At 63.3% G+C, this 12980-nt stretch carries 11 protein-coding genes; 4 read left to right on the plus strand and 7 right to left on the minus strand.

Annotation, left to right across the window (positions count from 1 at the left end; translation table 11 throughout):
• Positions 1-31 precede the first annotated feature (31 nt).
• Positions 32-1054, minus strand: coding sequence for a methionine synthase (locus ACH79_RS27790; protein WP_161853777.1), 1023 nt, complete (start codon positions 1052-1054; stop codon positions 32-34).
• Positions 1055-1171: 117 nt separating this feature from the next.
• Between ACH79_RS27790 and ACH79_RS27795 the strand changes: the two genes are divergently transcribed.
• The 3 genes from ACH79_RS27795 to ACH79_RS27805 all read left to right on the plus strand — a co-directional run bounded on the left by ACH79_RS27795 (position 1172) and on the right by ACH79_RS27805 (position 3591).
• Entirely contained in the window at positions 1172-1873 is a 702-nt protein-coding gene (locus ACH79_RS27795; RefSeq protein WP_161853778.1) for a glutathione S-transferase N-terminal domain-containing protein, read from the plus strand.
• 135 nt (positions 1874-2008) lie between these two features.
• On the plus strand, positions 2009-2620 hold the full coding sequence (locus ACH79_RS27800; RefSeq protein WP_161853779.1) for a 2-hydroxychromene-2-carboxylate isomerase: 612 nt from the start codon (positions 2009-2011) through the stop codon (positions 2618-2620).
• A complete protein-coding gene (locus tag ACH79_RS27805) occupies positions 2620-3591 on the plus strand; it encodes an NADPH:quinone oxidoreductase family protein (RefSeq protein WP_161853780.1) in 972 nt (323 codons plus the stop codon). The genes ACH79_RS27800 and ACH79_RS27805 overlap by 1 nt, the downstream gene beginning before the upstream one ends.
• Positions 3592-3671: 80 nt before the next feature.
• On the opposite strand, the gene ACH79_RS27810 is transcribed toward ACH79_RS27805, so the two are convergent.
• The 6 genes from ACH79_RS27810 to ACH79_RS27835 all read right to left on the minus strand — a co-directional run bounded on the left by ACH79_RS27810 (position 3672) and on the right by ACH79_RS27835 (position 10958).
• Positions 3672-4346, minus strand: a complete 675-nt coding sequence (locus ACH79_RS27810; protein WP_161853781.1) for an alpha/beta fold hydrolase — start codon at positions 4344-4346, stop codon at positions 3672-3674.
• Entirely contained in the window at positions 4343-5233 is an 891-nt protein-coding gene (locus tag ACH79_RS27815) for a crotonase/enoyl-CoA hydratase family protein (RefSeq protein WP_161853782.1), read from the minus strand. The genes ACH79_RS27810 and ACH79_RS27815 overlap by 4 nt, the downstream gene beginning before the upstream one ends.
• 176 nt (positions 5234-5409) lie before the next feature.
• The gene (locus ACH79_RS27820; protein ID WP_161853783.1) at positions 5410-6831 is read right to left on the minus strand and encodes an amidase; all 1422 of its coding nucleotides are present in this window, start codon (positions 6829-6831) and stop codon (positions 5410-5412) included.
• Between the two features lies 1 nt (position 6832).
• Positions 6833-7996, minus strand: coding sequence for a M20 aminoacylase family protein (locus ACH79_RS27825; RefSeq protein WP_161853784.1), 1164 nt, complete (start codon positions 7994-7996; stop codon positions 6833-6835).
• A 6-nt stretch (positions 7997-8002) separates the two neighbouring features.
• Positions 8003-9535: a M81 family metallopeptidase gene (locus ACH79_RS27830; protein ID WP_161853785.1), complete on the minus strand. Its 1533-nt coding sequence runs from the start codon at positions 9533-9535 to the stop codon at positions 8003-8005.
• Positions 9536-9827: 292 nt separating this feature from the next.
• Positions 9828-10958, minus strand: coding sequence for a M20/M25/M40 family metallo-hydrolase (locus ACH79_RS27835; RefSeq protein ID WP_161853786.1), 1131 nt, complete (start codon positions 10956-10958; stop codon positions 9828-9830).
• A 405-nt stretch (positions 10959-11363) separates the two neighbouring features.
• On the opposite strand from ACH79_RS27835, the gene ACH79_RS27840 reads away from it, so the two are divergent.
• Positions 11364-12944, plus strand: a complete 1581-nt coding sequence (locus tag ACH79_RS27840) for an ABC transporter substrate-binding protein (protein WP_161853787.1) — start codon at positions 11364-11366, stop codon at positions 12942-12944.
• Positions 12945-12980 lie beyond the last annotated feature (36 nt).

Raw genomic sequence — 12980 nt, forward strand, 5'->3', positions numbered from 1 at the left:
TCTCCCGCTTGCGGGAGAGGGAATGGAAGCATCACCCGAGCCGCTGCCTTGCCAGTTTCGCGCCCGCGCCCAGCGCCGCAAGCTTCGCTTCCGCGATATCCCGTCGCATCGGCGCCATGCCGCAATTGGTTGTCGCGACGATGTTGCTCAGCGGCACGAATTTCGAGACGGCCTCGATCACCTTGACGACATCCTCGGCGGTCTCGATCGTGTCGCTGGCGACGTCGATCACGCCGGCCTGGATTACCTTGCCGGGGAGCAGCGCCAGCAGATCCAGCGGCACCTTCGAATTGCGGCACTCGATCGCGACCTGCTGGATCGGGCTTTTGGCGATCGCCGGGAAAATATCCTCGTATTGCCGCCACTCGCTGCCGAGCGTCTGCTTCCAGTCGGTATTGGCCTTGATGCCGTAGCCGTAGCAGATATGGACGGCGGTGGTGCAGGTCAGGCCTTCGGCGGCGCGCTCGAGCGCCTTGATGCCCCAGTCGGAGACTTCGTCCATGAAGACGTTGAAGGCGGGCTCGTCGAATTGGATCACGTCGACGCCGTCGGCCTGCAGCGCCTTGGCCTCGTTGTTGAGCAGTTCGGCAAAGGCGAAGGCCATCTTGACCTTGTCGCCGTAATACCGGTCGGCGACGGTGTCGGCGATAGTCATCGGGCCGGGCAGGGTGAATTTCAGCTTGCGGGTGGTATGGGTGCGGGCGACGCGGGCCTCATCCGCATGGACGCGGCCCTTCAGCGTCAGCGGCGCTGTCACCTGCGGTACCATCGCCTTGTAGCGGTCTTTGCGGATGCCCATCTCGACCTTGTGGGCGAAATCGATGCCCTCGACCTTCTCCAGGAAGCCATGGACAAAATGCTGGCGCGCTTGCTCGCCCTCGGTGACGATATCGACGCCGGCATCCTCCTGCAGCTTCACCGCCAGTATGGTGGCGTCGCGCTTGGCGCGGGCGAGTTCGTCGCCTTTCGAGCGCCAGGGGGCCCACAGTGTGTTGGGCTCGGCCAGCCATTCCGGCTTCGGTAAAGAGCCTGCGATCGTGGTTGGAAACAGCATAGGGGCCTCCCGCTCAGTTCTGATTGAGCGCCTGTCTGCCATGTCTTAAGATAGAGGTACAGAACAACAAAAGTCGCCTTCACGGGGAATATCCCGCAATCGGCAGCCAGGGGAGCCATGATCGACCTGCATTACGCGCCAACGCCGAATGGCTGGAAAATCTCGATCATGCTTGAGGAACTCGGGCTTCCCTATCGGGTCATTCCGGTCAACATCCGCGCCGGCGACCAGTTCAGGCCGGAGTTTCTGGCGATCAGCCCGAATAACCGGATCCCGGCTATCGTGGACCACGAGCCCATCGACGGGCAGGGGCCGTTTTCGGTGTTCGAGACCGGCGCGATCCTGATCTATCTCGCCGACAAGACCGGGCGTTTTCTGCCCACGGAGACGCGGGCGCGGTCCCAGGTGATGCAATGGCTGATGTGGCAGATGAGTGGGCTGGGGCCCATGCTCGGCCAGCACGGCCATTTCGCGCTCTATGCGGCGGAGAAGATTCCGTACGCGATCGAGCGTTACCGCGACGAGGCGGCGCGGCTCTACCGCGTGCTCGATGTCCAACTCGGCAAGACCGGCGCCTACGTCGCCGGCGACTACTCGATCGCCGACATCGCCTGCTTTCCCTGGACCATGACCCACAAGGCGCAGGGCTTCACGCTCGACGACTACCCGAACGTCAAGCGCTGGTACGCGGAAGTGCGCGCACGGCCGCAGGTGCAGGCAGGGCTAGCGATCGGCAAGTTCGTGAAGGAGCCGTTCGACGAGGAGGCGCGACGGAATATGTTCGGAGCCCGCGCGAAGGAATTGGCGGGGAAAGGGTAGGCCGTCGCGACGCCGTCATTGCGAGCGAAGCGAAGCAATCCATGCAACCGCGCGGAAGGTATGGATTGCTTCGTCGCTTCGCTCCTCGCAATGACGGTGGACATAACAGTGATCTCAAATAACAAGGGAAATCCCATGCTCGAGTTCTTCTTCGACTGTTCCAGCCCCTGGACCTATCTCGCCTTTCACAACATCCAGCCGCTCGCCAAAGAGCTCGGCGTCGAGATCAATTGGCGGCCGATCCTGGTCGGCGGCATCTTCAACACCGTCAATCCGAGCGTCTACGCGCAGCGCGAGACGCCGGTGCCGTTGAAGGCGCGCTACATGAAGAAGGATCTCGCCGACTGGGCGCGTTCGGCGGGCCTTGCGATCAAGATGCCGCCGACGGTGTTTCCGGTGAATAGCGTCAAGGCGATGCGCGGCTGCATCTGGCTGGGCAACAAGGACATGGTGCCGTTCGCCACTGCCGTGTTCGAGACATATTGGGGCGCCGACAAGGACATCTCGCAGGACTCGGTGCTGACCGAAATCTGCAAGAAGGTGGGCGTGGATCATGCAAAATTCTTCGAGGGCATCGGCCAGCAGGCGATCAAGGATCAGCTCAAGGCCAACACGGACGAGGTGATGGCGCGCGGCGGCTTTGGCTCGCCGACGATCTTTGTCGACAAGACCGACATGTATTTCGGCAATGACCGGATGCCGCTGATCCGCGAAGCGCTGGAGCGCGTGAAAGCGCGGGCCGCCTGATGCCGAGGGCTGTCGTCTGCCGCGAGCTCGGTCCGCCCGAGAGCCTGCGTCTGGAAACCTTTGCCGCGGTGCCGCTGGAGCCCGGGCAGGCGCGCGTCGCCATTCGCGCCGCCGGGTTGAATTTCCCTGACGTTCTGATGGCCGCAGGCGAATATCAGCTCAAGCCGGCGCTGCCGTTCACGCCGGGCATGGAAGCCGCCGGCGATGTCGTCGAGGTCAACGCGGCGGAAGGTGTGGTGGTGGGTGACCGCGTGATCGTCAAGATGCGGCATGGCGCCTATTCCGATGAAGCCGTCGCCACGCCGTCGCAGCTCGTCAAACTGCCGTCGACGTTCGACTATGCCGAGGGCGCGACCTTTCTGGCCGGCCATGGCACGGCCTATCACGCGTTGATCGATCGCGGCCGGCTTCAGCCGGGCGAGGTGCTGCTGGTGCACGGTGCCGGCGGCGGCGTTGGGCTCGCCGCTGTCGAGATCGGCAAGATGTTAGGAGCCACCGTGATCGCGACGGCGTCAAGCGACGAGAAGCTCGAGATTGCGAAGGCGAGGGGCGCCGATCATCTGATCCGCTACGACCGCGAACCGTTCCGCGACGCCGTCAAGCGTCTCACCGACGGGCAGGGCGCCGACGTGGTGTTCGATCCCGTCGGCGGCGAGGTGTTCGAGAACTCGATGCGCTGCATTAACTGGGGCGCGCGGCTCTTGATCATCGGCTTCACCGGCGGCATCGGTCTTGCGAAGACCAATCTGTTGATGATCAAGGGCGCCAGCGTGCTTGGCGTCCGTGCCGGCGAAGCAGTGCGGAGAGATCCCATGCTCGGCGAAGTCAGGATCAAGGCGCTGACGGAATGGGCGGAGGCTGGAAAGGTCCGTCCCAACGTCTCGCACCGCCTGCCGCTGGAGGATTATGCGAAGGCGATGCGGCTATTGATCGATCGCAAGGCGATCGGGCGGGTGGCGCTGGTGATGTAGGGTGGGCAAAGGCGCACTTGCGCCGTGCCCACCATTTCCGCTGCGCAAAAAGATGGTGGGCACGCTTCGCTTTGCCCATCCTACGATTTGAATTTCCCGGCGCGCAAAAATGCAATCGTCTGCGTAATTGCAACGCTATGTCGCATCAGCCATGGATGCGCGGTGTGAACGACCATATGGTCCGCCATGCGGTCGAGCCTGGTATTCGCCACCGACACCCGCCCGTCATGCGGCTTCGGCAGAAATACGGATGCTACCGGATCGATCGAGCGGTCTCCGGCGATGATGCCGACGGGATAATCGACGGGTGGAAGCATCGCATCGTCCACCGCACTCCGCCGTGTGCCGAGTTGCTGTCCGGCCGGGCCGAAGAAGACGCGGAAGGGCTTTGACTCCTTCAGCCGGTCGGCGATCTCGCTGCCGCTGTTCGGCGTGCCGAGCATCACCACGCGGCCGAGCCGTTTCGGCCGGTGTCTGGCAATGTAGACCCGCGCCAGCAGCCCGCCCATGGAATGGCCGACGAAATGGACGGAGCCGTCGATGTCGTGAGCAAAACGCTGGATGGAGGGATGAATGTCCTCCGCAAGCGCTTCCAGCCCCTTCCGGCGGCTCGCGTAGTCCTGGTTGAGGGTGGCGAAACCAGCGCTTTCCAGCGCCGCCTGCATTTTTCGAAACGATCGCGCCGTCCTGCTGATGCCATGCAGCAGGACGACGCCGTCTTGCGTCGCGTCGGCCGAAGCCGGCCGGTCGCTCACTTATACTCCCGCTCCTGCCACCACGGGAAATAGTCGGGCATGTCGCTCGATACCTTGTTCTTGAACTCGGCCGGCCGCTTTTCCAGGAACGACACCACGCCTTCTTTCACGTCCTCGGAGCGGCCGCGGGCGTAGATGCCGCGGCTGTCGACCTTGTGGGCTTCCATCGGATCGTCGGCGCCCATCATGCGCCACATCATCTGCCGGATCAGCGCCACCGACACCGGCGCGGTCTTGGCGGCGAATTCCTTGGCGAGCGCGCGGGCGGTCGGCAACAGATCGTCCGGCGGCACCACCTTGCTGACGAGACGGCCGGCCAGTGCCTCCTGTGCCGGAAAGACGCGTCCCGAGTAGCACCATTCCAGCGCCTGCGAGATGCCGACGATGCGGGGCAAGAACCAGCTCGATGCGGCCTCGGGGACGATGCCGCGCTGGGAGAACACGAAGCCGAAGCGCGCGGCTTCCGAGGCAATGCGGATGTCCATCGCGAGCTGCATGGTGACGCCGATGCCGACCGCCGGGCCATTGACCGCCGCGATAACAGGCTTCAGGCATTTGAAGATCCGCAGCGTCACCTGGCCGCCGCCGTCGCGTACCATGGGATCGCTGTAATCGACCGCGCCGCTGGCGAGCCGCTTCACCGGGCCACGCCGCGCATCGCGGTCGAACGTGTTGGCGCCGGAGGAAAGATCGGCGCCGGCGCAGAAGCCGCGGCCTGCGCCTGTTACGATGATGGCGCGGACATTGTCATCCTTGTCGGCGGCATCGAAGGCGTCGATCAGTTCCTGCTGCATCGTGCCGTTGAAGGCGTTGAGCTTGTCGGGCCGGTTCAGCGTGATCGTGAGAATCTGCTCCTCGACCTCGTACTTGATGGTCTCGTACGCCATGGGGTGTTTCCTTCCTTATCTTCTTGTTTGACTGCTCAACGCATCGTCTTGCCCGGGCAGAAGCGCGAAGCGCGTCGTCGCGCTAGACGTCCCGGGCATCCACGTCTTCTGTCCTTCGAGAGCGTAAAGACGTGGATGGCCACGACAAGCCCGGCCATGACGGAGGTATCCAGAAGCTACTTCTTCGGCGGCGTCGGCCACGGCTTCTGCGGGCCGCGCAGGCCTTCGAAAGCCTTGGCCATGCCGAGCACGCCGAGATCGTCGAACCGTCGGCCGATGATCTGGATGCCGATCGGAAAACCCTTGGCGTCGTAACCGCCATTGATCGAGAGCGCCGGGTTCTCCGCCATATTCCACGGCACGGTATAGGCAATGTGCTCGAACGGTTTATCCGGATCGTTCATCGGGGCGGCAAATTCGGCCGGGAAGTTTACCACCGGCGATACCGGCGAAATCACATAGTCGAGTTCGCAGAACAGCTTTGCAGCCGCGGCGCGGATCGCCATGGTGGCGTTGAAACCCCTGACGACGTCGACGCCGGAAAGCTTTGCGCCAGCTTCCGCCCATGTGTGGATATAGGGCAGCGTCTTGCCGCGCTCCTCGGGCGACAATTTTGACAGATCGTCCCACAACCGCGCCCGCCAGAAATTGTCGAGCCCGTCGAGTATCTCGCGGGTCAGGATGCCGCTAACCTCGCTGACGACGGCGCCGGCGGATTCCAACGCCTTGGCGGCGTTGACGACAACGTTTCGTACCTCGCCTTCCAGCGGTTGCCCGGCGCCGGCATCGAGCATCAGGCCGATCCGGACCTTGCGCGGGGACTTGTCGTGCGCCCGCCAGTTGATGGTGTCCGCGGGCAGGCTCATGCCGTCGCGGCGATCCGGCTTCGACAGTACGCACATCATCAGCGCCGCATCGTCGACCGTGCGGGTCATGGGGCCGGCGACCCGGCCGACATAGGGCGGATCGATAGGAACGCGCCCGAGGCTAGGCTTCAGCGCGACGAGGCCGCACCAGGACGCCGGCAGTCGCACCGAGCCGCCGATATCGGTGCCGAGATGCAGCGGGCCGTAACCGGCCGCGCCCGCGGCGCCTGCGCCGGAAGAGGAGCCGCCGGGATTTTTGCTGAGGTCCCAGGGATTGCGGGTGAGCGGATGGAAGCTGGAGAGCCCTGACGACAGCATGCCGTAATCGGGCATCGTCGTCTTGGCGAAGATGATCGCGCCGGCTTCGCGCAAGCGCGCGGCAGGTGGTGCATCCTTTTCCGCCGCCACCAGCGTCACGCTGGCTGATCCCAGCGGTATCGGCTGGCCCTTGGTGGCGATATTGTCCTTGATCGTCACCGGCACGCCGTCGAGCGTGCTGACCGGTTCGCCCTTCTGCCAGCGGTCGGTCGAAGCTTTCGCGACCGTGCGTGCGCCATCGGGATCGAACAGATAGAGCGCCTTGATGTGCGGCTCCCACGCCGCGACGTGCTCGATCACTTCTTCCAGCACTTCCGAGGGCGAGAACTGTTTTGCGCGATAGCCCGCGATCAGGTCGGTCGCGGAAAGGTCGTGCAGCGACGTGACTTCTTCTTCGGCGACGGTTCTATGCATGCTAACCTGCCGGGAGCCGGGTTTCGATGATGCGGGCGAACATGCTGGCGCCGATCGGCAGGATCTTGTCGTCGAGCACAAAGCCGGGATTGTGCACGGGCACCGAGCCGTCATGGCCGATCCAGAAATAGGCGCCGGGCACGACCTGCATCATGTCGGCGAAATCCTCGCTGCCCATCTTCGGGGCCGAGCGCGTCAACACGTTGGCCGGATCGACCACGGTCTTTGCCACGGCTTCGACCACCTTGGACTGTTCCTCCTCATTGACGAGCACGCTGAACGTATCGTTGATGTCGGCGGTGATTTCGCACTGGAAGGTTGCGGCAATGCCCGCACAGATCGCGCGCATGCGCTCGCGGATCAGCGCGCGCACGCCATCGTCGAACGCGCGCACCGTGCCGCCGAGCCTGGCCTCGCCGGGGATCACGTTGTTGGCGGAGCCGGCATGGATCTGCGTCACCGACAGCACCGCCGACTTCAACGGATCGACATTGCGGCTGACGATGGTCTGCAGCGCCTGCGCCAGCGTGGTCGCGATCACCACCGCGTCCTTGGAGCGCTCGGGCATCGCGCCATGGGCGCCATAGCCCTGGATGGTGATGTCGAAGAAGTCGGCGCCCGCCATCGCCGGTCCTGGCAGGATCGCGATCTCGCCGTGGTTCAGGTCCGGCGCGTTGTGCAGCCCATAGATCTCGTCGCAGGGAAACTTCTGGAACAGGCCGTCCTTGATCATGGCGCGGGCGCCGCCGAGCCCTTCCTCGGCGGGCTGGAAGATGAAATGCACGGTGCCGTCGAAATTCTTCGTCTCGGCCAGATAGCGCGCGGTGCCGAGCAGCATGGTGGTGTGGCCGTCATGGCCGCAGCCGTGAAAACGGCCGGGAATGGTCGAGCGCCATTTCAGGTTGGTATTTTCTTCCATCGGCAGCGCGTCCATGTCGGCGCGCAAGCCGATGCGCTTGCCGCCATTGCCCTTGCCCTTGAGGACGCCGATCACGCCGGTGCCGCCGAGGCCGCGATGCACTTCGATGCCCCAGCCCTTCAGCTTTTCGGCGACGATGCCCGAGGTGCGGACTTCCTCGAAGCCGATCTCGGGATGGGCATGCAGGTCCCGGCGGATGGCGGTGAGTTCGTCGGCAAAGCCTTCGATGCGTTCAATAGTAGGCATTGTCTGTTATCCCGTGGCTGAAGATTTTGAGCGTGACTGGGCGGATGGAGTGAAGGCAGCACCTTTCGGCTTGATGCGGATGCCCGGACGCAGGCGCGTCCAGGGCAGAGTGGCGGTATCTGCCGGCATCGCGCCGGGGGCGGCGCAGATCAGGAGCTTTTCGGCGATCGGCTCGAAATCGGCGCGGAAATGCACCGAGCTCTTGTTGACCAGGATTTTCTGTTCGGTCGGCTCGATGCCGACATAGCGGTACATCGATTGATCGGCGAGTTGCGCCTTGTAGGAACCGACGACCACTCTGATATCACCGATGCGCAGGCAAGCCGACGGTCCCATGTCCATGTCGCGGCCGCCGTAATAGGGACCGGATGCAACGAATTTCCCGTCCGACAGTTTCTCGACGACAAAAGTTTCCTTGTAGGGTGCGTCGCCCGGGATGCCGGACTTGCCGCCGAGATCGAGCGTGACCGTGGCGCCGACGCCGGCGGCATGCGCCGCCCTGGCCGACTCCGGGTCATAGATCACGCCGGTGGCACCAGACGCCTTGTTGCGCACCAGCGCGCGCAGCATGCCCGTGGTGTCGGAATCGCCGCCAGCGCCGGGGTTGTCCTGGGTGTCGGCGATGATGATCGGCCTGGTCGCCGATTTCGAAAGCTCCATGGCGAGGCGCACGCCGTCATCGGGCGAATAGATGCGGCCGTCGAAATCGTCCTCGTGGCTCTCGACCAGCGCGACGATGTTGTCGGCGGCGGCATCGGCATCGGCCTGCGTCCTGCCATAGGCGAACACGCTCGGGCCGCAATCCCTGAAATCCGCCGCCGGAAAGCCCGGCGCAAAGGACAGCGTCGGCACCGCTTCGGTTTCGAGCGCAGCGAGCTTTTCATAAATGCCCCTGGTCGGCTGGTCGTTGGTGCATTGCCAGGAGATCGGGATCAGGAACGGCAGTTGCCGGAACGCCTTTGCAAAGCGATGCTTCGTCTTCAGCAATAGCGCGAGGTGCCTTGCACAGGCGCGGCCGGTGTCGGCCATGTCGACATGGGGGTAGGTGCGATAGGCGATCAGCGCGTCGGCATGTGCGACCATCTCGGGCGAGACGTTGGCATGGAGGTCGAGGCTGGCGACCAGCGGCAGATCCGGGCCTATCACCTTGCGTACGCGGGCGAGGATTTCGCCTTCGCCATCGTCGTGCTGCTCGGTCACCATGGCGCCGTGCAGATCGAGATAGACGGCGTCGATCGGTCCGGCTTTGGCGATGCCGTCGACCATCTCCTTCATCACGCGTTCAAAGGCATCCGTCGTGACATGCGCCGAGGGGCTGGCGGCTGCGGAGATGGTAGGGACCAGTTCCCAGCCATTAGCTTCGGCCGTCTCGATGAAGCCGGCAAGGCCGACATTGATCTTGCGCATGACCTTCAGCACATCAGGCCCGTGCGCCATCGATGGCCAGCCGCCGCCATGAATGAAATCGGCATAGGTCGCCTTGGTCGGCGCGAACGTGTTGGTTTCGTGCAGGAAGCCGCCGACGGCGATACGGGTCATATGTCTCAGCCAGGTTTTTTCGGTGGGGGACGTTAAGCGGGAGATCGCGGCAAGCGCAAGCCGAGGAGCAATTCCGTTTTGCATGCCGCGTGGGCGTTAGTAATTGCCTCGCACAGCCACCAGCCCGTCATTGCGAGCAGAGCGAAGCAATCCATGCATCATCCACGCATGCGGAGGGATGGATTGCTTCTCGCTTGCTCCTCGGACGGGGAGGAGTCGTCGTTCATCCGCCAACAGTCCAAGCTTGCGGAAATAGGCGAAATCGCAGCCGGCATCGGCGGCGACCTGCCGCTCACGTCAGCGTCGCCAGCAAGCCCGCCATCAAACGGCCACGCTCGGCGAGGCTGTCGACTTCGATATGCTCGTTGAGCGTATGGGCATCGTTGCCGCGAACGCCGAGGCCGTCGAGGGTCGGAATGCCCATGGCGCCCGTAAAATTGCCGTCGGAGCCGCCGCCGGCGCTGCCATGCGGAAGCTCGACGCCCATTTGCCTCGCCACGCTGCGCGCGTGTTCATAAAGCGCCATCGTGCCGGCATCGGGTTCCCACACCGGCCGGGTCACACCGCGGGTGACCTTGAACGTGACATCATTACTGCTCCCGGAAAGCGCGAGCATCCGCTCGACGCCGCGATCGAGGTCGGCCTGCCGTTTGGCCATGCTGAGCGCCTCGCCGGTGCAGGTGGTGGCAACGCAATTGACCCATTGGCCGCCATGCACGACGCCGACCGAGAAAGTGCAATCTTCAGTCGTCATGCCGTCGATAGTGATAATCTGGCGTGCCATTTCGCGGATCGCGGAACGGCCGGCGGAGAGCGTGGCGCCGGCATGGCTCGGTTTGCCGATGGCTTCGAGATTGAAGCGGGCGATGGCATATCGCCCGGTGACCACGCCGTTGTTCGTGCGGCCAGGCTCCGGCACCAGCACATATTTGTTGCGCGCGGCTTCGGCCTCGATGATGTCGCGGGTCGATGGCGTACCGACCTCTTCATCCGGCGTAAACAGCACGGTGATTGGCAGCGGCGTCGTGAACGCGGCGCGGGCCAGTTGCCGGATCGCTTCGAGCGTGAGGTAGTTGCCACCCTTCATGTCGAATATGCCCGGGCCGTAGCATTTGTTGCCTTCGCGCCGCCACGCCAGCTTTTCCAGCGTGCCGACGGGATGGACGGTATCGAGATGGCCCGCGATCAGGATTCCAGGCTCGCCCTGCTTCGGGTGAGGGAAGCGCGCGCGAACGCAGCCGGCAAAGCCCTGCCGTCCGGCAATGCGCTCGATCGTCGCACCCATGATGGCCATTTCGCGCGCCGCAAGATCGAGCATGCGATCGACCGCACGCGCATCCCAGGTGGGGCTTTCGCATTCAACCCAGGCTCGCAAACCCTGCAGCATGGTCTCGGAATCAAAGGGAAGGTTGGCAGGATTCATGACGGGTCCTCCCGGTTGGGCCGGAATGTTTGGGTTCGGTGTGGACCCTTTACGAGAAGGAGCGGCGGCGAGTTTGTAAAGGGAAAACATGGCGCGTTCGGACCTTGCCGGTGCGGGGTAGGGGCAACGGTAAATCTGGCATCATTCTTGATTGTAGGTTTTTGAGGAGGCGTGTTGGCGGAGCTGAACCGGGGCTGCAATCCATCTGGCGGCGGGCGCAAGCCGGCCGCGAATGGACCTGTCCGGAGGGCTATCCTGATTTCTGCCTGAGCGCCGGCGTCACCAGTGTCGTCGGGTCAAAAGGGTGTTGTGAAGCTGAATATCGACCCTATAGTCCGGTCATAAACCGGGCAGGGGCCCGAACAATAGGCATTCGGGCGTCGAGACGACAACGGAGGTGAAGGAATGAACGCGTTCAGAAAAGCAATTCTTGCTGCGACTTGTGTTGGCAGCCTCGTGGCCATGGCGGCGCCGGCGCTTGCCCAGACCACGTTACGCGCCGTCATGCACTCGGATCTGAAGATCCTGGATCCGATCTGGACCACGGCCTACATCGTCCGCAACCACGGTTACATGATCTACGACACGCTGCTCGCCCAGGATGAAAAGGGCGAGATCAAGCCGCAGATGGTGGAGAAGTACGAAGCCTCGGCTGACAATAAGACCTATACCTTCACGCTTCGCGACGGCCTGTTGTGGCACGACGGCAAGCCGGTGACATCGGAAGACTGCATCGCCTCGATCAAGCGCTGGGCAGTCAAGGACTCGCTCGGTCAGAAGATGATGACCTTCGTCGACTCCATGGACGCGGTCGATGCTAAAACTTTCACCATCAAGCTGAAAGAACCGACCGGCCTCGTGTTGCTTGGCCTGTCAAAACCGTCGTCCAACGTGCCGTTCATGATGCCCAAACGCGTCGCCGACACGGACCCCAACAAGCAGATCGAGGATTTCACCGGATCCGGCCCCTTCGTCTTCGTCAAGGATGAGTGGAAACCGGGCGACAAGACCGTCTACGTCAAGTTCGACAAGTACAAGCCACGCGCCGAGCCCGCCTCGGGTCTTGCCGGCGGCAAGGTAGCCAAGGTGGATCGCGTCGAGTGGCGCGCCATTTCCGACGCGCAGCAGGCGGTCAACGCGCTGCAAAAGGGCGAGATCGACTACATCGAGCAGCCCAGCCACGATCTCCTGGGCACCTTGAAGAAGGATGCCAACATCTCAATCGTCGAGGTGCCGCAAATCAAGGCGCAGTACGTCTTCCGTCCGAACCACCTGCACAAGCCGTTCGACAACCCGAAGATCCGCCAGGCGCTGTGGTACGCCTTCAATCAGGAAGACTTCCTGATGGCGACCATCGGTGACGAGAACTATATCAAGGCGTGCAACGCGCTGTTCGTCTGCAACACGCAATTCGGCACCACCAAGGGGACGGACGGGCTTCTGACCTCCAATGCCAAGAAGGCGCAGGAGCTCCTGAAGGAGGCAGGCTACGATGGCACGCCTGTGCTGCTGATGCACTCCACCGACCTCAAGGTCCTGACCAACCTGGCGCCGGTAGCGAAGTCGCTGATGGAGAAGGCCGGCTTCAAGGTCGACATGCAGTCGATGGACTGGCAGACCCTTGTTGCGCGCCGCGCCAAGAAGGATCCACCGAGCGCCGGTGGCTGGAATGCCTTCCTGACGGCCTGGGTTGTGGCCGACGTGATGAACCCGGTCTCTGCCGCCTATGTGAATTCGGGGTGCGAAAAGGCTTCGTTCGGATGGCCCTGCGACGCAGAGATGGAGAAGCTGCGTGACGATTTCGCGCGCTCATCCGATCTGGCAAAGCAGAAAGAGATCGCGGAAGCCGTCCAGAAGCGCAATATCGAGATCACCGCCATGATCCCGGTCGGCGAGTATGTCCAGCCGATTGCCATTCGCAAGAACGTCAAGGGGCTCTTGATGGCGCCGGTCCCGGTGCATTGGAACATCGAAGTCACGAAGTGATGTGAAGGGCGCGGGCGGCTTCCCGCCGCCCGCTTC

Source organism: Bradyrhizobium sp. CCBAU 051011, assembly GCF_009930815.1.
Taxonomy (GTDB): domain Bacteria; phylum Pseudomonadota; class Alphaproteobacteria; order Rhizobiales; family Xanthobacteraceae; genus Bradyrhizobium.